The organism is Methylobacterium pseudosasicola, assembly GCF_900114535.1.
Classification (GTDB): domain Bacteria; phylum Pseudomonadota; class Alphaproteobacteria; order Rhizobiales; family Beijerinckiaceae; genus Methylobacterium; species Methylobacterium pseudosasicola.
The window spans coordinates 46,996-68,268 of the sequence record NZ_FOTK01000012.1 but is presented as its reverse complement, the minus strand read 5'-3'; the positions used below and the strand labels follow the sequence as shown (position 1 = coordinate 68,268).

At 67.6% G+C, this 21,273-nt stretch carries 20 protein-coding genes; 3 read left to right on the top strand and 17 right to left on the bottom strand.

Features of this window, described 5'->3' with window-relative positions; genetic code table 11:
* Positions 1–44 precede the first annotated feature (44 nt).
* The 8 genes from BM228_RS13675 to BM228_RS13640 all read right to left on the bottom strand — a co-directional run bounded on the left by BM228_RS13675 (position 45) and on the right by BM228_RS13640 (position 8,035).
* Entirely contained in the window at positions 45–1,445 is a 1,401-nt protein-coding gene (locus BM228_RS13675) for an NAD(P)(+) transhydrogenase (Re/Si-specific) subunit beta (RefSeq protein WP_092041214.1), read from the bottom strand.
* Between the two features lie 4 nt (positions 1,446–1,449).
* Positions 1,450–1,905, bottom strand: coding sequence for a proton-translocating transhydrogenase family protein (locus BM228_RS13670; protein ID WP_092041212.1), 456 nt, complete (start codon positions 1,903–1,905; stop codon positions 1,450–1,452).
* A 23-nt stretch (positions 1,906–1,928) separates the two neighbouring features.
* Positions 1,929–3,158, bottom strand: a complete 1,230-nt coding sequence (locus BM228_RS13665) for a Re/Si-specific NAD(P)(+) transhydrogenase subunit alpha (protein ID WP_092041209.1) — start codon at positions 3,156–3,158, stop codon at positions 1,929–1,931.
* Positions 3,159–3,398: 240 nt separating this feature from the next.
* On the bottom strand, positions 3,399–3,692 hold the full coding sequence (locus BM228_RS13660; protein ID WP_092041206.1) for an aa3-type cytochrome c oxidase subunit IV: 294 nt from the start codon (positions 3,690–3,692) through the stop codon (positions 3,399–3,401).
* Positions 3,693–3,816: 124 nt separating this feature from the next.
* A complete protein-coding gene (locus BM228_RS13655; RefSeq protein ID WP_092041202.1) occupies positions 3,817–5,178 on the bottom strand; it encodes an ABC1 kinase family protein in 1,362 nt (453 codons plus the stop codon).
* Between the two features lie 85 nt (positions 5,179–5,263).
* Positions 5,264–5,668: a type II toxin-antitoxin system death-on-curing family toxin gene (locus BM228_RS13650; protein WP_092041199.1), complete on the bottom strand. Its 405-nt coding sequence runs from the start codon at positions 5,666–5,668 to the stop codon at positions 5,264–5,266.
* Positions 5,665–6,090 (bottom strand): hypothetical protein, encoded by a 426-nt coding sequence (locus tag BM228_RS13645; RefSeq protein WP_092041197.1) that lies wholly within the window; start codon positions 6,088–6,090, stop codon positions 5,665–5,667. The genes BM228_RS13650 and BM228_RS13645 overlap by 4 nt, the downstream gene beginning before the upstream one ends.
* Before the next feature lie 82 nt (positions 6,091–6,172).
* Positions 6,173–8,035 carry a M3 family oligoendopeptidase gene (locus BM228_RS13640; protein WP_092041193.1) on the bottom strand — a complete coding sequence of 621 codons (1,863 nt, stop codon included), beginning with the start codon at positions 8,033–8,035 and terminating at the stop codon, positions 6,173–6,175.
* Between the two features lie 236 nt (positions 8,036–8,271).
* On the opposite strand from BM228_RS13640, the gene BM228_RS13635 reads away from it, so the two are divergent.
* The 3 genes from BM228_RS13635 to BM228_RS13625 all read left to right on the top strand — a co-directional run bounded on the left by BM228_RS13635 (position 8,272) and on the right by BM228_RS13625 (position 13,793).
* Complete coding sequence (locus BM228_RS13635) at positions 8,272–9,756, top strand: sigma-54-dependent transcriptional regulator (protein ID WP_092041190.1); 1,485 nt, start codon at positions 8,272–8,274, stop codon at positions 9,754–9,756.
* Positions 9,757–10,000: 244 nt separating this feature from the next.
* On the top strand, positions 10,001–12,013 hold the full coding sequence (locus tag BM228_RS13630) for a L,D-transpeptidase family protein (RefSeq protein WP_092041187.1): 2,013 nt from the start codon (positions 10,001–10,003) through the stop codon (positions 12,011–12,013).
* Positions 12,014–12,311: 298 nt separating this feature from the next.
* A complete protein-coding gene (locus tag BM228_RS13625) occupies positions 12,312–13,793 on the top strand; it encodes a peptidoglycan L,D-endopeptidase MepK (protein ID WP_208612036.1) in 1,482 nt (493 codons plus the stop codon).
* Between the two features lie 8 nt (positions 13,794–13,801).
* Here BM228_RS13625 and BM228_RS13620 read toward each other — a convergent pair whose 3' ends face one another.
* The 9 genes from BM228_RS13620 to BM228_RS13580 form a co-directional block, all read right to left on the bottom strand.
* Entirely contained in the window at positions 13,802–14,053 is a 252-nt protein-coding gene (locus tag BM228_RS13620; RefSeq protein WP_208612035.1) for a hypothetical protein, read from the bottom strand.
* 201 nt (positions 14,054–14,254) lie between these two features.
* Positions 14,255–16,945, bottom strand: a complete 2,691-nt coding sequence (ppdK, locus tag BM228_RS13615) for a pyruvate, phosphate dikinase (RefSeq protein WP_092041448.1) — start codon at positions 16,943–16,945, stop codon at positions 14,255–14,257.
* A 157-nt stretch (positions 16,946–17,102) separates the two neighbouring features.
* Positions 17,103–17,255: a DUF3096 domain-containing protein gene (locus tag BM228_RS13610; protein ID WP_092041181.1), complete on the bottom strand. Its 153-nt coding sequence runs from the start codon at positions 17,253–17,255 to the stop codon at positions 17,103–17,105.
* Positions 17,256–17,372: 117 nt separating this feature from the next.
* Entirely contained in the window at positions 17,373–18,485 is a 1,113-nt protein-coding gene (pufC, locus tag BM228_RS13605) for a photosynthetic reaction center cytochrome PufC (RefSeq protein WP_092041178.1), read from the bottom strand.
* A gap of 10 nt (positions 18,486–18,495) precedes the next feature.
* Positions 18,496–19,476 carry a photosynthetic reaction center subunit M gene (pufM, locus tag BM228_RS13600; protein ID WP_092041175.1) on the bottom strand — a complete coding sequence of 327 codons (981 nt, stop codon included), beginning with the start codon at positions 19,474–19,476 and terminating at the stop codon, positions 18,496–18,498.
* 97 nt (positions 19,477–19,573) lie between these two features.
* Entirely contained in the window at positions 19,574–20,398 is an 825-nt protein-coding gene (gene pufL / locus BM228_RS13595; RefSeq protein WP_092041172.1) for a photosynthetic reaction center subunit L, read from the bottom strand.
* Between the two features lie 83 nt (positions 20,399–20,481).
* On the bottom strand, positions 20,482–20,673 hold the full coding sequence (gene pufA / locus BM228_RS13590; RefSeq protein WP_092041169.1) for a light-harvesting antenna LH1, alpha subunit: 192 nt from the start codon (positions 20,671–20,673) through the stop codon (positions 20,482–20,484).
* Between the two features lie 10 nt (positions 20,674–20,683).
* Positions 20,684–20,920, bottom strand: coding sequence for a light-harvesting antenna LH1, beta subunit (pufB, locus tag BM228_RS13585; RefSeq protein WP_092041166.1), 237 nt, complete (start codon positions 20,918–20,920; stop codon positions 20,684–20,686).
* A gap of 124 nt (positions 20,921–21,044) precedes the next feature.
* Positions 21,045–21,266: a hypothetical protein gene (locus BM228_RS13580; protein ID WP_208612034.1), complete on the bottom strand. Its 222-nt coding sequence runs from the start codon at positions 21,264–21,266 to the stop codon at positions 21,045–21,047.
* Positions 21,267–21,273 lie beyond the last annotated feature (7 nt).

The window sequence follows — 21,273 nt, the reverse complement described above, 5'->3', positions numbered from 1 at the left end:
GGCATCACTGCCCGCCCCTCGAAGGAACCAACTTGAAGGCGGTCTCAGAACGCCTTGAGGATGTTGTCGACCACCTTCTTGGCGTCACCGAACAGCATCATGGTGTTGTCGCGGAAGAACACCTCGTTCTCGACGCCGGCATAGCCCGAGCCCATGCCGCGCTTGATGAACAGCACGGTCTTGGCCCGCTCCACGTCCAGGATCGGCATGCCGTAGATCGGCGAGGCCTTGTCGGTCTTGGCGGCCGGATTGGTGACGTCGTTGGCGCCGATCACGAAGGCGACATCCGCCTGCGGGAACTCGCCGTTGATGTCCTCCAGCTCGAAGACCTCGTCGTAGGGCACGTTCGCCTCGGCGAGCAGGACGTTCATGTGGCCCGGCATGCGGCCCGCCACCGGATGGATGGCGTATTTCACGTCAACGCCTTCCTTCTTCAGCATGTCGGCCATCTCACGCAGGCTGTGCTGCGCCTGCGCGACCGCCATGCCGTAGCCCGGGACGATGATAACCCGCTCGGCGTTCTTCATGATGTAGGCCGCGTCGTCGGCCGAGCCCTGCTTGACCGGGCGCGTCTCGACCTGCCCGGAGCCAGCCGCGGCGGCGGCGTCGCCGCCGAAGCCGCCGAGGATCACCGAGATGAACGACCGGTTCATCGCGTGGCACATGATGTAGGACAGGATCGCGCCCGAGGAGCCCACCAGCGAGCCGGTGATGATCAGCGCGAGGTTGCCCAGGGTGAAGCCGATGCCGGCCGCCGCCCAGCCCGAGTAGGAGTTGAGCATCGACACGACGACGGGCATGTCGGCGCCGCCGATCGGGATGATCAGCAGGCCGCCCAGCGCGAAGGACAGCAGCACGATCAGCCAGAAGATCGCCTTGCTCTCGTTGCCGATGAACAGCGCGATGAGCACCACCAGCGCGACCGCGAGGCCGATATTGATGAGGTGCCGGCTCGGCAGCATGATCGGCTTGCCGGACATCCGCCCGTCGAGCTTCGCGAACGCGATGACCGAGCCCGTGAAGGTGATCGCGCCGATCGCCGCGCCGAGCGCCATCTCGAACAGCGACTGCTTGTGGATGTGGCCGTTCTCGAGGATGCCCACCGCCTGCGGGGCGTAGAGCGTTGCCGCCGCACCAGCCACGGCCGCGAGGCCGACCAGCGAGTGGAAGGCGGCCACGAGCTGCGGCATCGCCGTCATCGGCACGCGCTTGGCGATGACCGCGCCGGCACCGCCGCCGATGCCGATACCGAGGATCACCAGGATCCAGGCGCCGAACCCGGCCGGCGGATGGCCGACCAGGGTGGTGAGCACGGCCAGCGCCATGCCGATCATGCCGTAGAGGTTGCCCTGCCGCGACGTGGTCGGGTGCGAGAGCCCCCGCAACGCCATGATGAACAGGACGCCGGCGACGATGTAGAGAAGCGCGGAGACGTTCTGGGACATCGTCTCAGGCCTTCTTCTTGTACATGCCGAGCATGCGCTGCGTGACGAGGAAGCCCCCGAAGATGTTCACGCTGGCGAGCACGATGCCGATGAAGCCGAAGGCCCGGGCCCAGCCCGTGCCCTTCTCCAGGAGTGGCACGCCCGCGGCGAGGATCGCGCCGACGATGATCACCGAGGAGATCGCGTTGGTCACCGACATCAGCGGCGTGTGCAGCGCCGGGGTGACCGACCAGACCACGTAGTAGCCGACGAAGATCGCCAGCACGAAAATGGCGAACTGGAAGATGAACGGATCGACCGCGCCGCCGGTGGCGGCGCTGATCCCGTGGCCCATGCCGGAGGCGATGGCCTGGGCCTGATCGGCCGCGTTGCGGGCGACATCCGCCGCGGCGCGCGCGGCATCAGCCAGCACGCGGGCCTGGTCGGCTGCCTGATCGGGAGGGACGACGACGTTTGCCATTCTGCTTCTCCTCTCGATCGGTCTTAGTTCGCGCCCGACGGAGCCGGGGCGGACTGCGCCTTGCCGGTCTCCGACTTGGCCAGGCCGACGGCGGCGGCCTCCGAGGCGGGGCCATCGGTCTTCGCCTGGAAGGAGGCGTGCACCACCGAGCCGTCGCGGGTCAGGTTCGTGGCCTTCACGAGCTCGTCGTCCCAGTTGATCGCCAGGGCCTTGCTCTCCTTGTCGATCAGGGTCTCGACAAAGGCGTAGAGGTTGCGCGCGTATAGGCTCGACGCCGTGGCGGCCAGCCGTCCCGGCACGTTGGTGTGGCCGACGATCTTCACGCCGCGATCGGTCATCACGACTTCGCCTGGCTTGGCGCCGGCGACGTTGCCGCCGCGCTCGACCGCGAGATCGATCAGGACCGAGCCCGGCTTCATCGAGGCGACCATCTCCTCGGAGACGAGCTTCGGGGCCGGACGGCCGGGAATCAGGGCCGTAGTGATGACGATGTCCTGTTTGGCGATGTGGCCCTTCACCAACTCCGCCTGCTTGGCCTGGTAGCCGGCCGACATCTCCTTGGCGTAGCCGCCCGCGGTCTCTGCCTGCTTGAATTCGTCATCCTCGACCGCGACGAACTTCGCGCCGAGCGACTCGACCTGCTCCTTGGTGGCGGGGCGCACGTCGGTGGCGGTCACGACCGCGCCGAGGCGCCGGGCGGTGGCGATGGCCTGGAGGCCGGCGACGCCGACGCCCATGATGAAGACGCGCGCGGCCGGCACGGTGCCGGCGGCGGTCATCATCATCGGCATGGCCCGGCCGTACTCGGCGGCGCCGTCGACCACGGCCCGGTAGCCGGCCAGGTTCGCCTGCGAGGACAGCACGTCCATCACCTGCGCACGGGTGATGCGCGGCATCAGCTCCATGGCGAAGCCCGCGACACCCGCCTCGGCCAGGGCCTTCAACGCGGCCTCGTTGCCGTAGGGATCCATGATCGCGATGATTGTGGCGCCGCGCTTTAACAGCGACAGCTCCTCGGCCGCCGGCCGGCGGACCTTGAGGACCAAGTCGGCCTCCCGTGCCGCATCGGCGGCGCTGCCGGCGATCTCGGCACCGGCGGCCTCATACTCGGCATCGAGGATCCCGGCTTTCAGCCCGGCTCCCGCCTGCACGACGATGTCGGCGCCCAGCGCCTTGAATTTCTTGACGGTCTCCGGAACCGCGGCAACCCGCGGCTCCGCAGAGTCCGTCTCGGACAGCACAGCAATGCGCATGCGAGGCTTCCCCTGAACAAGCTTGGCCTCTCGAATGCGCGAACCGGCACAGCTTTTCGAGACGCGAAAGAAGTTGGTGCTGTTGGAATAAGAGCGAATGTAACTCGTGGCTTGTCGAACCGACAGCCAGGCTTGGACGCGTCATCCGACCGCTCGGCGACCAAGCGCATCATCGTGTCCCGAAAGCCGTCGACTCGCTTTCGGGATGAGGCTCAAGGGCGAGCGGTCTGTCCCGAAACCTCAGGCGAAGGCCAAATACAGGAAGAGGAGGATGCCAACGACGAGCGGGCCGCGCCAGCCGATGGCGGGCGCCAGGGCGCCGACGGCACCGGCCGCGCCGGAGACGATCACGCTGAGAATCGCGAGCAGCCAGGCTTCGCGGATGCCGCCGACCGCGAGGGCCAGAACCCAGCAGATGACGACGCCGGTGCCGATCTCGACGAAGCGAACGAAGCCGCGATAGGTCTGCTCGTGGGTGTTCGCGTCCATCGCCGGGCTGTAGGTGTGCCCGCCCACCGTCTCACTTTCGGCCATCGTGCGCTCGTTTCCCTTAGATGCGACTTCTTGTGGTCACCCCGGGATGTAGCTCAAGCGTTTTCCTGCCGCAATCGGACGCACGCAAGTTGATTGCCCTCTCGGTGGACTTCCGTGCGCGAATTTACGCCGGCTTGGGCAGCCCAGCCTGAGCGAGGATCTGGTCTTGGCGCACGCCGAGCTGATCCAGCGAAAAATGCTCGATCTCGGCCTCGAACAGTTGGTGGTAGTTTAGCTCCGAGCGGAGATGGAGGAACACCGCTCCGAGCCCCACGGCGGCCCGATCCATGAACACGAATTCCTGCGGCACCGTCACGGGTCCGCGCTCCTTGAGCGCCTGATGAACCTGGAAGGCCTGCCGCCGGCCGTACTCGCCGGGCTTGACCCCATCCGCCACGGTGCGGGTGCGGTCCTCCAGGAGCGGCCCGTAGATGAACCGCGCCCAGATGTTTAGGATCTCGATCTTCTCCTTGTCGAGGTTCTTGAAGCCCCAGACCTCGTAGGCATGGACGATGCGCGCCGCATCCTCCTCCAGCAGGCCGCGATAAAGGTCGACCACGCCGCCGACGAAGCGCGGATGGAAGATCCGCACGCAGCCGTAATCCAGCAGATTGATGCCCGCCGCCTCGCCGCCTTCGGAGAAGACCGTGTAATTGCCGAGATGCGGGTCGCCATGGATCACGGCGGCACGGCTGAACGGGTGCCACCAAGCCTTGAACATCGCCTGCGCGATGCAGTTGCGGATCTCGACCGGCTCTTCCGCGAAGCCCAGGATCTTGTCGCCTTCGAGCCAGCTCAAGGTCAGCAGGCGCTTGGTGGACAGGTCGGAAAAGACCCGCGGTACGCGCACGGCATCGATATCCTTGAGTACCTCGCCGTAGAGGCTGGCGTGCTTGGCCTCGCGCTCATAATCGAGTTCCTCGCGCACGCGCGCGCCGATCTCCTTGGCGATCTCACGGGTATCGAGCCAGCTGTTCATCCGCCGGTGGAGCGCGAAGGCGATCTCCAGCTGCTGGAGGTCGGCCTCCACGGCGGATTGCATGTCGGGGTACTGAAGCTTGCAGGCCAGCCGCTCGCCGTCCTTCGCGGTCGCGCGATGGACCTGGCCGAGCGAGGCCGCGGCGGCAGGCTTCAGGTCGAAGCTGCCGAATCTGTCCTGCCAGCCGGCGCCCAGCTCGGACTGCATCCGCCGCTTGACGAAGGCCGCGCCCATGGGCGGCGCATCGGCCTGAAGCTTCTGGAGTTCGGCGGCGTATTCGGGCGGCAGCAGGTCGGGGATCGTGGCGAGCAGCTGCGCCACCTTCATGATCGGCCCCTTCAGGCCGCCGAGCGCCTGCGCGAGCGCGGCGGCGCTGGTCGTGCCCTCCTTGCCGAACAGCCGGGACATCGCCATCCGGGCGGCGACGCCACCGACATTGGCGCCGACGCTGGCGTAGCGGCCCGCGCGGGCGGAGAAGCGATTGGCTTCGCGATCGGTCTCGGCCATGGTCCAGGATCTTCCTCGGTGCAGGGCCGGACATAAGCGTTTCGGCACCCCGCACCAGCCCGCCGGGTCGCTGCGCCGCGGAGTCTCAGCCGGCCGGCCAGTTATCCCGGATCCAGCGGGTGAGGCTGGATTCGTCGATCTTGCCTGCGGCGAGGCCGAGGATGATCGCGGTCGCCTCGGCCTGGTCCGGGGCGAACGGCACATCGTTCAGGATCAGGAAGCCGAGCATCGCCAGGAAGCCGGCACGCTTGTTCCCGTCCATGAACGGGTGATTGCGGACGATGCCGAATGCATAGGCCGCGGCGAGCTCGGGCAGCTCTGCACCTTCGTATCGCCAGCGGTTGATCGGACGCCCCAAAGCGGATTCGAGCGCGCCCCGATCTCGGATTCCCGGAGCCCCACCGAAGACGCGAAGCTGCTTCGCGTGCGCATCGATGACGTCAGCGACGGTCAACCATTCCGGTTCGTCCGCGGACTGGTCGTCGGTCACTTCGCCAACTCGGCGAGTGTGTTTCGATACCGATCCATAATGCCGTCCATGATGGCGGCGACTTTCTCGGCATGTCCGTCGTTCGGTTCGGCGGGCAGTTCCCAGATCGTACCGGATTTGACGAATTTCGCCTTCCGCACGCGGCCTCGACGCTTCTCGCCACGTGCATCGCGCGCAACACGGAAGCCCCGCGCCGTCAGCAGATCGCCGATCAACGCGCCCATCGATTGGATCGCATGATTGCGCGTTGCCGGATCGAACCTCTCAATGATCGGCTCGATATCCCAGACGACGGCTTGCACCGCCGGAATCTCCAACCGGCTGAGAAGCTCGTATTGCGGAATTTTCTCCGGTCCTGTCAGAATCTGCTTGAGCTTGGCAGCTTCAGGACGATCGAAGAAGGCAGCGTGGCTCGCGTTCATGGGACTCACCTCGGATCCCATGTATCGCTTCTCTCAAAATTGTCAACGTTGCGCTGCGCAACGTTGACAATTTTTGGAAGCGCTACTCCATCCCCTCCAGCTCGACGATCATCCCCTCGATCATCCCAAGGCCGATCTGCCAGAAGCCCGGATCCTTCGCGTCGAGCCCGAACGGGGCGAGCAATTCGCCGTAGGGCTTCGAGCCGCCCGCCGCGAGCAGCGCGAAATATCGGTCGACGAAACCGGATTCGGCCTGAGCGTAGACCCCATAGAGCGAGTTCACGAGGCAGTCGCCGAACGCGTAGGCGTAGACGTAGAACGGCGAGTGGATGAAATGCGGGATGTAGGCCCAGAACGGCTCGTAGCCCGCATCCAGGGTGATCGCCGGCCCCAGGGATTCGGCCTGCACAGACATCCAGAGGGCGTTGATCTGGTCGCTGGTCAGCTCGCCCTTGGCGCGGGCGAGGTGGACCTTCCGCTCGAACGAATAGAACGCGATCTGGCGCACTACCGTGTTGATCATGTCCTCGACCTTGGCGGCGAGCATGGCCCGGCGCTGGGTCGTGTCGGTGGTGGCCGCGAGCAGCTTGCGGAAGGTCAGCATCTCGCCGAAGACGCTGGCGGTCTCCGCGAGCGTCAGGGGCGTCGGCGCCATCAGGGCCCCGTTCGGACCGGCGAGCACTTGGTGGACGCCGTGGCCCAGCTCATGGGCCAGGGTCATCACGTCCCGCGGCTTGCCCTGGTAATTGACCAGCACGTAGGGGTGGACCGAGGGCACGGTCGGGTGCGCGAAGGCGCCGGGCGCCTTGCCGGGTCGGGTCGGCGCATCGATCCAGCGCTCGTCGAAGAAGCGCTTCGCGATCCCGGCCATCTTCGGCGAGAACGCGTCGTAGGCCGACAGGACCGTATCGCGGGCCTCGGTCCAGGGGATGGTCCGCTGCTCCACCTTCGGCAGCGGCGCGTTGCGGTCCCAGTAAGGCAGCGCATCCTGCCCGAACCACTTGGCCTTCAGCCTGTAGTAGCGATGCGATAGCCGTGGATAGGCCTCCCGCACGGCATCGACCAGAGCAGCCACAACCTCGGGCTCGACCCGGTTGGCGAGGTGGCGGGCGTCGGCGACGTCCTTGAAGCCGCGCCAGCGGTCGGAGATCTCCTTGTCCTTGGCCAGGGTGTTGGTGATCAGCGTGAACACGCGGAGATTGCCGCGCAGGACCTCGCTGATCGCCCCGGCCGCCTCTTTGCGGACGGTGCCGTCCGGGTCCTGGAGCTTGTTGAGAGTCGGCTCCAGCGGCATCTGCTCGCCCTGGACCGTGAAGCGAAGGCCCGCGATCGTCTCGTTGAACAGCCGATCCCAGGCGGCGTTCGCGGTGACGGATTTCTCGAGGAACAGCTTCTCGGTCCGATCGTCGAGCTGGTGCGGCTTTTCGCGGCGCAGATCCTCGATCCACGGGGCGTAATGGGCGAGCGGTCCCTGGGACATCGCGGCGTCCATCACCGCATCCTCGACCCGGTTCAGTTCGAGGGCGAAAAACAGCAGGTCGGCGGAGGCGTCGGTTAGGCGCTCCCGGGTGTCGCCGTAGAACTTGGCCCGCGCCTCGTCGGTGGTGTCGCCGGAATAGACTAGGCCGGCGAACGACATCAGCTTGCCGAGCAGTTCCTCGATGCCCTCGTAGGCCCGGACCGCCTCAGCCAGGCGCTCGGACGCCTCGGCGGCCGCGGCCAACTCGGCGATGCGCCCGGCATAGGTCTCCGAGAAGCGGCGGCACTCTTCCTCGGCCCGGCTCATGTCGGCCGAAAATTCCGGTGCGTCGATGCCGGCATAGAGATCGGACAGATCCCATTCCGGCAGATGACCGAGGTCGACGGCCTTGGCGGCGGCGCGTGCGGCGCTCACGCCCTCCGGAAGACGGACGTTCACCGGCGTCGCGGTGGTGCTCGGCATCATGTCTCGCAATCCTCAAGGGGGTCGAAGGCCAGTACCTTGATATCGAGCGCGCGGCCACGCGTTCAACGCGGACAGCCGCCTCGTGGCGGTGATGCCTCAGCGCAAACGTCGTTAAGCGCGACTTTACGTCTGTCCGTCACCCTCCGGTTCGAAACGAAACACGCGCCGACTCAGGCGGTGCGGCGCGGGCCGATCCCGGGTCGCATCCGGCCTGGCGCGCTGTGCAGGGAGCCGCCATGTCCACAACCATCCTCATCGTGGACGACGATCCGGTCCAGCGGCGCCTCGCCGAGGCGGCGGTGCGCCGGTTCGGCTTCAATGCCCGGGTCGTGGAGACCGGGGCCGACGCGCTGACCGTGCTGAAGACCGAGGGCGCGGACGTGGTGCTCCTCGATCTGGTGATGCCGGGCCTCGACGGCCTCGGCGTGCTCGCCGAGATGCGCAGCAGCGGCCTCGACACGCCGGTGATCGTCCAGACCTCCAACGGCTCGATCGACGCCGTGGTCAACGCCATGCGGGCGGGTGCCGTCGATTTCGTGGTCAAGCCCGCCGGCGCCGAGCGCCTGCAGGTCTCGATCAAGAACGCCCTGCGGGTCGACGTGCTGGAGGAGGAGGTGCGCCGCATGCGCCGCCGCGCCTCCGGGGTGCTGACCTTCAAGGACCTGACCTCCAAGAGCCCCGACATGGAGCGGGTGATCCGCCTCGCCGAGCGGGCGGCCAAATCCAATATCCCGGTGCTGATCGAAGGCGAGTCCGGCGTCGGCAAGGAAGTGCTGGCCCGGGCGATCCAGGGGTCGGGCGATCGACGCGGCAAGGCGTTCGTGACCGTCAATTGCGGGGCGATCCCGGAGAACCTCGTCGAGTCGACCTTGTTCGGCCACGAGAAGGGGGCGTTCACCGGCGCCACCGAGAAGCATGCCGGCAAGTTCGTGGAAGCCTCGGGCGGCACCCTGTTCCTCGACGAGATCGGCGAGCTGCCCCTCGACGCCCAGGTGAAGCTGCTGCGCGCGCTCCAAGAGGGTGAGGTCGACCCGGTGGGCGGCAAGCGCTCGGTGCGCGTCGATATCCGCCTGGTCTCCGCCACGAACCGCTCGCTCCTCGACCTCGTGAAGCAGGGCAAGTTCCGCGAGGACCTCTATTACCGCCTCAACGTCTTCCCGATGACGCTGCCGCCCCTGCGCGCCCGGCGCGAGGACATCCCGGATCTGGTGCGCTCGTTCTGCGCCCGGTTCTCCGCTGAGGAGGGCAAGCGGGTACGGGCGATCGCCCCGGAAGCGATGGCGCTGCTCACTCGCTATCCCTGGCCGGGCAATGTCCGCCAGTTGGAGAACGCGCTGTTCCGCGCCGTGGTGCTCGCCGATGGCGACGAGTTGACCGTGGCCGAGTTCCCGCAGATCGCCGCCCAGGTCGAGGGTTTCGACGTCCGCATCCCCGCGGCCCCCACTCAGCCGCAGATGCCGGCCTACGCGCCGGAGCCGGTGCGCGAGATCGTCCGGGTCGAGGTGCGCGATCCGCACGCCATGTCGCTGGTCACCGAGGAGACCGGCGAGATGAAGACCATGGAGGTGCTGGAGGCGGAGATCATCCGCTTCGCGCTGCAATTCTATCGGCAGCGCATGTCGGAGGTGTCCCGCCGCCTCGGAATTGGCCGATCCACCCTCTACCGCAAGCTGAAGGATCTCGGCCTGGAAGGCGACGAGAAAGCCGAGGACGCCGCCTGAGGCGGCACTGGGTGTGCTAGCGCACCGAGCGCTTCCGGACGTGACAGCCTCCAGAAAAGCTTTGCCGCGTACCGGAATGTGATGCGACGACCAACAAATCTTGCGTCGCATCAGCTTATTGATTGGACGATGGCCTCGAAGACTGAATTAGTCCAAACGAAGACTGCAGTTGCTCAAAGCCACGCTTGAGCGGATAATCACAATCTGAGCGTGCGGCCCTGCCGCCGCGTCCCGGGAGATCACGATGCGCGTCCCGCGCTCCAGCCTCGTCGCGCTGGCCGCCCTCATGACTGGCACGCTGGCCTCCGCCGGCGCGTTCAGCGCCGAGACGGCCGCGCTCGACCCGGCGACCCTCGGCGCGCCCGTGCGCCCGACCGAGTCTACCCCCCCCGCCCAGGCGGCTCCAGCCGCGTCCGATCCGGTCTCGACCGCGCTTCCGGACTACAAGCCCGAGGCGCCGAAAGTTGAGCCCGCACCGGCGCCGGTCGTCACCGCACCGGTCGCCCCCGCAGACCCGCTGAGCAGCGCGATCTTCGCCCGCTTTGCCGATACCGCGCCCCTGCTGCTGCGTCTCCCCGGCAAGGATCGCGACGGCCTGCGCGCCTTCTACGAGGCTCGCGCCTACAAGCCGCTCTGGATTGCGGACGGCGCCTGGACCGAGGCCGCCAAGTCGGTCTCGGCGCGCCTGGCCGCCGCCAGCGAAGACGGGCTCGACGCCCGGGCCTACACGATCCCGAACCTGGCCGAGAAGCCGGACGAGAAGGCGGTGGCCGACGCCGATCTCCGCTTTTCCGCGGCGGCCCTTCTCTATGCCCGGGACGCACGGGGCGGCCGGATCAACCTCGCCTCGATCTCGCGGCTGATCACGCCGCAGCTCGACCTGCCCGACGCCAACGCGGTGCTGACCAAGCTCTCCGAGGCGGGGGCCAAGGCCGGCGACGCGCTCCAAGCCTACAATCCCTCCACCGCCGGCTATCAAGCTCTCAAGGCCCGGCTCGCGAGCCTGCGCGGACCGGCCCCGGACGCCGTGAAGCCCCTGCGCCTGCCCGCCGGTCCCGTCCTGCGGGTCGGCATGCGCGATCCCCGCGTGCCGCAGCTGCGCACGCATTTCGGCCTCGAGACGCGCCCGGCCGGCACCCTCGACCGGGCGCCGGGCGAGCCGGATGAGTACGATGCCATGGTGGCCGACGCGGTGGCGAAATTCCAGCGCGGCCGCGGCCTGCCCGGCAACGGCGTGCTCAACGTCCAGACCGTGTTGGCCCTGGCGGACGCCGGCCGTCCGGCGCGGGCGAGCGGCAGCGAGGCCGAGCTGATCGTCAACATGGAGCGCTGGCGCTGGCTGCCGGGCGATCTCGGCTCGGACTACATCCTGGTCAACATCCCCGAATACCGCCTGCGCGCCTATCGTGGCGGCAGCCTGCGCGACGAGGCCCGGGTCATCGTCGGCAAGCCGGAATCGCGCACACCCCTCTTCTCGGGGCTGATGGAATACGCGGTGGTCAACCCGTCCTGGTACGTGCCGCCCTCGATCCTCAAGACCATGGCGCCGAAGCTCGCGGGCTACGGCGGCAAGACCTGGGGCGGCTACGAGGTGGTGCGCCGCGGTGGGCACGTCTCGCTGCGTCAGCCGCCGGGCGAGCGCAACGCGCTGGGCTTCATCAAGTTCATGTTCCCGAACCAGCACGCGGTCTATCTGCACGATACACCGAACCGCTCGCTGTTCTCGGCGGCCAAGCGCGACTTCAGCCACGGCTGCGTCCGGGTCGACGACCCGTTCCGCCTCGCTGACGCGGTGCTGCCGGATTGGTCCGAGGCGCGATTGAAGAAGCTGATCGGCAAGGGCGAGCGCACGATCCGGCTGCCGGCCAAGCTGCCGGTGCATCTCGCCTATTTCACCGCCTACATGGACGATGGCGGCACGTTCCGCACCCTGCCGGATCTCTACGGCTATGACGCGCCGATGCGCGCGGCCCTCGGCCTGCCCGGCGGCGGCGGACCGGCGATCGCCAAGCTTCCCGAGGAGAAGGCGCGCCGTTCGCCCGAACCCACGCCGGTGGCCCGGACGCATCCGGCGCCGCGCCGGGAGGCCGCGCGTCCCCGCCGCTACGCCGAACCGGAGCCGAGCGACCGCTACGACGATTACGACTCGCCGCGTCGGCACGTTCGCCGCGCCGCCCGGGCCGACAGCGCGCCGGAATACGGCGAGCCCGGCCTGTGGACACCCGCGCCGGCGCCGGCGTCGCGGGGCTGGTGGTAGTCTCGCCACCGGCTTTGACGTCAACGCGCGCGCATCAGCCCGAAAAGTGATTTCTGGCTTTCGGATTCAGATGATGCGGCGCCAAGAATCCTGAGCGTCGTGCGCGTTCCGATATTCAGGGCGATGATCGGGGTGCGCAGCCGCACAGCCGGGCACGATTTCGCCACGGTCCAGCCTTAGCCGTTTCGGTCGCACGCTCGGCGCGACGACGCGATAATGGCTCCACAGGGTCGGATCGCCTCGACCGGACATCCGCCGAGTGCCCGTGTGCGGGTTCCGGGAGAGGATCAGGACCATCGTGCCGAGCCTTCCACGATCCGCCCGACACCTTGTCCTGACCCTGTGCGGCATGGCGCTCGGCCTGATCGCCGGCACCGCCGAGACCGAGAACGCGGTCGCCAACGGCGATACCCGCTCGCTCACGATCTACCACACGCACACCAAGGAGAGCGCGACCATCACGTTCAAGCGCGATGGCCGCTACGACCGCGCCGCCCTCGAGCAGATGAACTGGCTCCTGCGCGACTGGCGCGTCAACGAGCCGATCAAGATGGATCCGCGCCTGTTCGATACGGTCTGGGAGGCCTACCGGCAGGTCGGCGCGACTCAGCCGATCCACGTGGTCTCGGCCTATCGCTCGCCCGGCACCAACGCGATGCTGCGCCGCCGCTCCCGGATGGTCGCCGAATTCAGCCAGCACATGCTCGGCAAGGCGATGGACTTCTACCTGCCCGAAGTCTCGATCGACCGGATTCGCGAGGTCGGGCTCCAGATGCAGCGCGGCGGCGTGGGCTGGTACCCGCATGCCGGCACGCCCTTCGTCCATCTCGATGTCGGCTCCGTGCGGATGTGGCCGCGCATGACCCACGACCAGCTCGCCCGGCTGTTCCCGGACGGTAAGACCGTCCACCTGGCGAGCGATAACCGCCCCTTCCCCCGCTACGAGGAAGCGAAGGCCGAGATCCTGGCCCGCGGCGGCACCGTGGCGGGCCTGACAACCCAGATGGCCAGCGGCGAGGAGGAGGACGGGCCCGGCCTGTTCGGCTTCCTGGCGAGCCTGTTCGGCGGCGGTTCCTCCGCGCCCGAGCCGGCCCCGGCGCCGGAGCCCGTGGCCAAGAAGGCCCGTCGCGCGCCCGTGGTCGCTGTCGCCAGCGCAGACCCGCAGGATCCGGTCGGCGCCCGCGTCGCCCTGGCCTACGCTGCGCCATCGACCGACGAGACGCTTCGCAACACCCTCGCCCGCCCCGATCCGGCGAAGGACGCCAGGCCGGTCGACGCCAGGGCGTTGCTCACCGTCGACAAGCCGGCCGCCGAGGAGACCGTTGCCGCCGTGGTCGCGCCGCTGCCCCCGCGCCGGCCGTCCGATTTCACCGCCGTCGCGGCCGCCGCGATCAGCATGCCCCTGCCGCCGCCGCGCCCGGTGCAGTTCGCCTCCCTCGACGGCGGCATGGCCAACCTGGCGGCGCCGTCCGCGACCCGCGCGCTCGCCAAGGAAGCCTCCGTCGAGCCGGCGCCGCGCCGCCCGCTGGTCGCCGCCGATGCCGACGCGAAGGCACAGCTGCGCGCGCTGTTCGAGGCGGCCTCCGCCGGCCCGGTCGCAGCCCCGGCGAGCCGCAGCGCACCGGTGCGAGTCGCCGCCACCCGGGTACGCGACGCGGCGCCCGATGCCGTCGTGGCGGCGATGCCGGGACCGGTCTCGACCCGGTTCAGCGCGAAGAGCCCGGGGGACGACCTCGCTGCCTCGCGCTTCACCGGCTCGGCAACGCGCGGAACGCGCTGAAGGCACGATCAGCGCAGGGGCTTGGACAGGTTGATCGCCAGGGCAGAGACCAGGGTGGCGCCGTAGCCGTCCTCCTGGGTGTCGGCGATGCGCTCGGCCTCGTCGCCGCTATTGGCCGCCACCGACATCATCAGCATCACGGCGGTCATGATCGCCCCGAAACCGGCGACCAGAGCGAGATAGGCCCGCACGGCGGCGCGCGGAACGGGCGTCGCGGCAGTCCCATCGAGGCACAGCGGAGAAGGGCTGCGGTGAATCATGGCGTGTGATTCTGGCGCCTGACGCTGGACCCGAGACGGATCGATTACCAGCACGCGCAACCCGCCGGATCAATCACTCAACGTGCCGTCTTTGTCCGAGTTCATCGGACCAGATCAATTTTCAACCGGCATTTTTATAGGTTGGTTGATGACCCGTATCGGGGGCGGCCGATGCGCCCCCGATACGGTTTTCAAGGATGCTCAGCCTTCCTTGCCTTGCACCTTTCCGAGCGCCGCTTGAGCAGCGGCGAGGCGGGCGATCGGCACCCGGTAGGGCGAGCAGGAGACGTAATCGAGACCGACCTCCTGGCAGAAGCCGATCGAGGCCGGATCGCCGCCGTGCTCGCCGCAGATGCCAAGCTTGATGTTCGGCCGCGTGGCACGGCCGCGCTCGACGCCGATCCTGACCAGCTCGCCCACGCCCTCCTGGTCGATGGTGATGAACGGGTCGGCCGGCAGGATGCCCTTCTGGGTGTAGGGACCCAGGAAGGTCGCGGCGTCGTCACGAGAGATGCCGAGCGCCGTCTGCGTCAGGTCGTTGGTGCCGAACGAGAAGAACTCGGCGGTCTGCGCGATCTCGCCGGCCTTCAGCGCCGCCCGCGGCAGCTCGATCATGGTGCCGACCTGATAATCCAGGGTGGCGCCCTTCTCCTCGGACACCGCCTTGGCCATGGCGTCGATCCGGGCCTTCACGATGTCGAACTCGGTGCGGGTGAACACCAGCGGCACCATCACCTCGGGGGTGACCGGGCTGCCGGTATCGGCGGCGGCTTGGACGGCGGCCTCGAAGATCGCCCGGGCCTGCATCTCGGCGATCTCCGGGAAGGCGATCGCCAGACGGCAGCCGCGGAAGCCGAGCATCGGGTTGTGCTCGGACAATTCCCGCATCCGGTGGCGGATCTTGTCCTCCGACACGCCGGTGGCTTTCACGACCTCGGCAACCTCCGCATCCGTGTGCGGCAGGAACTCGTGCAGCGGCGGATCGAGCAGGCGGATCGTCACCGGCAGGCCGGACATGATCGTGAACAGCTCCACGAAGTCCTGGCGCTGATACGGCAGGATCTTCGCGAGCGCGGCGCGGCGGCCCTCGGCGTCGTCGGCCAGGATCATCTCGCGGACCGCGATGATGCGGTCACCCTCGAAGAACATGTGCTCGGTCCGGCACAGGCCGATACCCTCGGCGCCGAAATTCCGCGCCGTGCGGGCGTCGGTCGGGGTGTCGGCGTTGGCCCGCACCTTCATGCCGCGAAACTGGTCGGCCCATTCCATGAGGGTGGCGAAGTCGCCCGACAGCTCGGGCTCCAGCATCTTGACCTCGCCCTGGATCACCTGGCCGGTCGAGCCGTCGATGGTGATCCGGTCGCCGGCCTTCAGGGTGGCGTCGCCAACCTTCATGGTCTGCGCCTTGTAGTCGATCCGGATCGTGCCGACGCCGGAGACGCAGGGCTTGCCCATGCCGCGGGCGACCACGGCCGCGTGGCTGGTCATGCCGCCGCGGGTGGTCAGGATGCCCTCGGCGGCGTGCATGCCGTGGATGTCCTCGGGCGAGGTCTCGATCCGCACCAGGATGCACTTGCGTTCTGCCTTGCGCAGGGCCTCGGCGTCCTCGGAGTTGAACACGATCTCGCCGGTAGCCGCCCCGGGGGACGCCGGCAGGCCGGAAGCGATGACCTTGCGGTCCGCCTTCGGGTCGATGGTCGGGTGCAGAAGCTGGTCGAGGGCCGAGGGCTCGACCCGGCCGATGGCTTCCTCGCGGGAGATCAGCCCCTCGCCCGCCAGATCCACGGCGATGCGCAGGGCCGCCTTGGCGGTGCGCTTGCCGTTGCGGGTCTGGAGCATCCAGAGCTTACCCTTCTCGATGGTAAACTCCATGTCCTGCATGTCGCGGTAATGCGCTTCCAGGATCCCGTAGATCCGGGTCAGCTCCGCGTAGCTCTCCGGCAGGGCCTTCTCCATGGAAGGCTTGTCGCTCTCGGCCTCGATCCGGGCCTTTTCCGTGATGTTCTGCGGCGTGCGGATACCCGCCACCACGTCCTCGCCCTGGGCGTTGATCAGGAACTCGCCGTAGAGCGCCTTCTCGCCGGTGGAGGGGTTGCGGGTGAAGGCGACGCCGGTGGCCGAGGTGTCGCCCATGTTGCCGAACACCATGGCCTGGACGTTGACCGCAGTGCCCCAGCTCTCCGGGATGCTGTTCAACTCGCGGTACTTCTTCGCCCGCGGGATCATCCAAGAATTGAACACCGCGCTGATCGCGCCCCAGAGCTGGTCCTCGGCGCCCTGCGGGAAGTCCGAGCCGTGCTCGTCGCGGACGATCTTCTTGTAGGTCTGGATTAGGGTCTTCCAGTCCTCGGCGCCGAGCTCGGTGTCGAGGTCGTAGCCCTTGCCCTCCTTGTAGTGCTCCAGGGCCTCCTCGAAGGCGTGGTGCTCAACATTCAGCACCACGTTCGAGTACATGGTGATGAAGCGGCGGTAGGAATCGTAGGCGAAGCGCTCGTCGTCGGCTTCCTTCGCCAGCGCCAGGACGGTCTGGTCGTTGAGGCCGAGGTTCAGCACCGTGTCCATCATGCCCGGCATCGACGCCCGGGCGCCGGAGCGGACCGAGACCAGGAGCGGGTTCGTCGCATCGCCGAACTTGCGGCCGGTCAGCGTGCCGATCTGGTTCAGCGCGGCAGCGACCTGATCCTTCAGCTCCGGCGGGTAGGCCTTCCCGTGATCGTAGTAGTAGGTGCAGACTTCCGTGGTGATGGTGAAGCCGGGCGGGACCGGAAGGCCGAGGTTGCACATCTCGGCGAGGTTGGCCCCCTTGCCGCCGAGCAGGTCGCGCATCTGCGACTTGCCCTCCGCTTTGCCGTCGCCGAAGGCATAGACCCACTTCGCGCTGCCGGTCGCCATGTCGATCCCGTCCATATCTGATGCCCGGCGCAGGCCGAGCTGATGGGCGCGGGTTGGACCATCCCGCAGCGCAACGCAAGATGAACGCATTGCGGGCTTGTGTGCACGCGGCTGACGCGCAGCGAAGTCTGTCAGGACTCGACCTTGAGATTCGGTCTTATGACAGGCCGCGCAGCAACCCGAGACCGATCACGCCGACGACGATCAGGTAGATCGCCACAATGTAGTTGAGGAGCCGCGGGACGATCAGGATCAGGATCCCGGCCAGGATCGCGATCAGCGGCTGCAGGTTCGAGATGGTGATGGTCACGGGCGCCTCCAGGGGCCGAGCTCGGCCGTTGACGGTCGACGTCCGTAGCGCATGGCGGTTCCCTGTGGCTGGCGCATGACGAAGCGCCGGACCCATCCGGCGCTTCGTGCCTCCGTGTCAGGGCTTGGACGGCTTCAGCGCCGGCGTATTCGTGCCCGGGATCGGATCCTTCGCCTCGCCGGTGGGCAGGCTCGCTTCGATGGTCGGGTGCGATAGCTCCGGATAGGGGCCGATCACGTTGGCGCCGTTGAGCGGCTTGTTGGCGCCGTTGTGGCAGGTGGCGCAGTTGATCTTCGGCACGTCGCCCATCGCCCCAAGCCGGTTCCTCGGGAAGGTCGAGGTGAGCGGCTCCATGAAGTCCTGGTTCAGGTCGCGCACCATGCGGATGCCGTACCAAGCGTGGACCCGGTTGGGCGTGCTGGTGTCCCACTGCGCCACCGACCGGGTGTTGTGGCAGAAGGTGCAGTTCACCCCGAGCGATTGCGACATGCTGATCATGATCGCGAAGGTCTTCTCCGCGTCCTGGATCGGCTTGCCCTTGGTCTCGGGCAGCACCGTGGTGCCGTTGACCCGCACCGCGTCCTCGGACGTGTCCTTGTGCTGGTAGAAGGCCTGATAGACGTCGTAGGGCAGCGAGGTGTTGCCGACCTCGGCGGAAGCCAGGTTCTGGCTGTTGTTGCGCGCGATGAACCGGCCCCCGCCCTGGATCGGGCGGTCGAACCAGATATTGGCCGGCACCGGATTGCCGCGGTGGCAGGTGTAGCAGGTGACGCCGGCCTCGTGGACGTGGTTCTCCTTCCAGGACGAATTGATCGTCTGAGTCATCTGCAGCATCCGGCGGGCGACGCGCTTCTGGTACAGCTCGTCGGAGGCCATGTTCTCGGTGCTGTGGCAGTAGGTGCAGCCCTGCTGGGGCGCCACCCACTCGGTGATCGACACCATCAGCCGGTTGAACTGCTCGGCCGAGAGGTCGCCTAAGACCTGAACGTTCTCGTAGACCGCAGAGGCCTTGTCGCCGCCGGCATCGGCCGGGTCGGCGGGAGCCGGCGCGACGTTGGCGGCGCTGAGCGCCTCGTTGCCGGCCCGGGTGCGGATCAGGTCCATGCCGGTCCCGCGGAAGCCGGTCTGCTTGACCGCCATGGGCGGATGGGTCCAGCCCGCGCCCCCGAACATCGCGATGGTGAGGAACAGGGCCAGAGCCCCGCCGGCCACCGCAAGAATCGTCTTCATGACGGCCTCCTCACGGCTTCATGCCGGGTGCGAGATGGGCGGGGTCGACGATCGGGCCGTAGACCTGTGGATAGGACGGGGCGACGCCGTGCTTGACCGCCCAGAGGTACCAATTGTCGACCACGGTGCCGGTGAGCAGGATGCCGATGCCGCCGGTCAGCGTGGTCAGCACCGCGAACCACCAGGCCCAGCGGTGGATCGACTCCATCGTGGCGTTGAAGCCCATGGTCCAGCGCCAGAACAGCGCGGCGCGCTCGGTGGCGGTGCCGCGATCGACGATCTGGTCGATCTCGCGGTCGGCGCCGTAGCGGGAGCAGGCCAGGATGGTGCCCCCGTGCATCGCGAACAGCAGCGTCGATCCGTAGAGGAACGTGATCGAGAGCATGTGGAACGGGTTGTAGAACAGGTTGCCGTAGCGGAGCGAAAACGCCGCGGTCCAGTCGAGGTGCGGGAAGATGCCGAACGGCACCGCCTCCGACCAAGAGCCCATCATCAGCGGCCGGATGAAGCCGAGGACGAGGTAGAGCCAGATCGCCGACGCGAAGGCCCACGGCACGTGGGTGCCGAGACCGAGCGCTCGCGCCCGTCGATACAGATGGACCCACCACAGCAGGATCGACGTGGTCAGGAAGAAGCCGGCGATCAGCCACCAGCCGCCCTCGTTGAGCGGCGGCAAGACCTTCAGCCCGTATTTCGGCAGGGGCGGCTCCAGGGCGAGCCAGGGCAATTGCCGGGCGAACTGGACCGGATCCCAGTTCACCGAGGCCCACATGTTGAGCCCGATGATCTCGAAGGCGATCAGCCCGCAGACCATCGATAGGGCGGCGATGTAACCGATGTAGATCGGTCCAACCTGGCTGTTGCCCAGCAGGCCGAACAGGTAGCTGTTGAACGGCTTGCCGACCCGGTCGTTCGAGCTCACCGGGATGCCGTTCTCGGGCTCCAGCGGGCGCACCTGAACCTGGGTGAAGATGTTCTGGTAATAGGCCATCGCCCGCCCTCCCCCGGTCGGCCGCACGCGTCGTGCGGCGCCGGCTTGGATCATTGATCTCGCGTCGCCCGGTTCTTCGCGGGCGCGGCTTCTTCCCTCAGCGCCACACCGGCAGGTTGAGCCACCAGCCCCACCATTGCGGCCAACCCTGCGTCCAGAACGGCCCGCTGATCACGATGCAGACGGCGCTCCAGAACCCCGCCGACAGGGCCAGGAACAGGCCGAGCCGGTGGATGCCGAGCGTGCCGATCGAGTAGCCGATCGTGTCGCGGAAGAAGGTGTCCTCGTGCTCGGGAGTCTTCACGGTCTCACCCTTCTTCGGGTTGGTCGCCGCGAGGATCAGGCCGCCGTGCATCGCCAGCGCCAAGGTGGTCGTGAAGAAGAACGTCACGGCCAGCATGTGTGCCGGATTGTAGTGGAAGTGCAGGTATTGGTATCCGGTGTTCGACACCCAATCGAGATGGCTCAGGATGCCGTACGGGAAGCCGTAGCCCCAAGCGCCCATCAGGAACGGGCGGATCACCACCAGGGTAAAATAGGCGAAGATCGCCATGCCGAAGGCCGCCGGCACGTGGTAGCCGATGCCGAGCTTCCGGCAGATCTCGACCTCGCGCATCATCCAGGACAGGAACGAGCCCAGCGCGCACATCGTGATGATCTGCCAGAGGCCGCCCTCCTTGAGCGGTGCCAGCTTCAGCCCGTAGCTGATGTCGGGCGGCGCGATGTTGATCTGCCAGACGTTCCAGGTCGGCCCGATCGCGGCGCCATAGATCACCAGCGCGGTGCCGAGCACGGTGAAAAACAGGCCGGTGACTCCGAAGAATCCGACGAAGAACGGCCCGACCCAGAAATCGAACAGGTCGCCGCCGAGCAGCGTGCCGCCGCGGATCCTGTACTTTCGCTCGAAGCTCAGCATCGCCATGGCGGACACTCCTCAGCCCGGCCGAGATTGTTTGGGATTTTGGGACCGCGGCCTTCGCGCGCCGCGGTCCCGGCCAACCTGGATCAGGCCGGCAGGCTGGGCAGGACGAGCGTGATGGTGTTGCTCGCCGCCTTGTTCTGCCGCGGACCTTCCAGCCAGTTGAACCGGTCGGTGGAGAGCAGAATGAAGTGGATCAGCAGCGCCAGGATGAAGAGGAAGGTGAACAGAGCCACCAGGGTGCGCCGCGGATCGAACAGTAACCAGACCTTGTGCATCCGATCCTCCTCAGCCGATCATCGTGACGAGGGTCCGGACCGCATCGGTGACGCCTTCGAGCGAGGCGTAGCCCTGCGGTCCGGGGAGCCACGGGCGCCACAACCAGACGAGGATGTGGGCTACCACGGCAATCGCCGTGAAGATGAGGAAGCTCGTCAGGAAGATCGCGTGGAACTCCTTGGCTTCCGGTTCCGTCAGCCCGGACAGGCTGCTCGGTCTTTCTGTTGCAACGGGTCCACCGGCCATCGTTCAGACCTCCGTGTGTTGGCCGCGCCCCTGACGAAGCGCGACGGGTTCCGCCGTGGCGCCTGCGGCGGTCACGGCTTGACTTCCCCCGCGTCACCGGACGGAAGCGTCTCGAACAGGGCGTTCAGCCCATGAAGGCGAAGGGGATCGCCTGAACCGCCATGGCGCGGGCCTCGCCGAACACCGAGCGGCGCGCCGGCGCAAAACCCGGGCGGGACACCGCGCGGGCCGGCCGGACGCGGTTGAACGCGGCGGCGGCGAGGAAGCACGGATAGGTCACGGCCAGGATCAGCCGGAACTGCAGCGCTTCCTGGTGCAGGCGCGGGGTCGGGACCATCGTACGCATCGTCAGG

Coding starts and splice junctions, on each gene's coding strand:
- BM228_RS13675 (WP_092041214.1), bottom strand. CDS start 1,445: ATGTCCCAGAACGTCTCCGCGCTTCTCTACATCGTCGCCGGCGTCCTG.
- BM228_RS13670 (WP_092041212.1), bottom strand. CDS start 1,905: ATGGCAAACGTCGTCGTCCCTCCCGATCAGGCAGCCGACCAGGCCCGC.
- BM228_RS13665 (WP_092041209.1), bottom strand. CDS start 3,158: ATGCGCATTGCTGTGCTGTCCGAGACGGACTCTGCGGAGCCGCGGGTT.
- BM228_RS13660 (WP_092041206.1), bottom strand. CDS start 3,692: ATGGCCGAAAGTGAGACGGTGGGCGGGCACACCTACAGCCCGGCGATG.
- BM228_RS13655 (WP_092041202.1), bottom strand. CDS start 5,178: ATGGCCGAGACCGATCGCGAAGCCAATCGCTTCTCCGCCCGCGCGGGC.
- BM228_RS13645 (WP_092041197.1), bottom strand. CDS start 6,090: ATGAACGCGAGCCACGCTGCCTTCTTCGATCGTCCTGAAGCTGCCAAG.
- BM228_RS13640 (WP_092041193.1), bottom strand. CDS start 8,035: ATGATGCCGAGCACCACCGCGACGCCGGTGAACGTCCGTCTTCCGGAG.
- BM228_RS13635 (WP_092041190.1), top strand. CDS start 8,272: ATGTCCACAACCATCCTCATCGTGGACGACGATCCGGTCCAGCGGCGC.
- BM228_RS13630 (WP_092041187.1), top strand. CDS start 10,001: ATGCGCGTCCCGCGCTCCAGCCTCGTCGCGCTGGCCGCCCTCATGACT.
- BM228_RS13620 (WP_208612035.1), bottom strand. CDS start 14,053: ATGATTCACCGCAGCCCTTCTCCGCTGTGCCTCGATGGGACTGCCGCG.
- ppdK (WP_092041448.1), bottom strand. CDS start 16,945: ATGGCGACCGGCAGCGCGAAGTGGGTCTATGCCTTCGGCGACGGCAAA.
- pufC (WP_092041178.1), bottom strand. CDS start 18,485: ATGAAGACGATTCTTGCGGTGGCCGGCGGGGCTCTGGCCCTGTTCCTC.
- pufM (WP_092041175.1), bottom strand. CDS start 19,476: ATGGCCTATTACCAGAACATCTTCACCCAGGTTCAGGTGCGCCCGCTG.
- pufL (WP_092041172.1), bottom strand. CDS start 20,398: ATGGCGATGCTGAGCTTCGAGCGAAAGTACAGGATCCGCGGCGGCACG.
- pufA (WP_092041169.1), bottom strand. CDS start 20,673: ATGCACAAGGTCTGGTTACTGTTCGATCCGCGGCGCACCCTGGTGGCT.
- pufB (WP_092041166.1), bottom strand. CDS start 20,920: ATGGCCGGTGGACCCGTTGCAACAGAAAGACCGAGCAGCCTGTCCGGG.
- BM228_RS13580 (WP_208612034.1), bottom strand. CDS start 21,266: ATGCGTACGATGGTCCCGACCCCGCGCCTGCACCAGGAAGCGCTGCAG.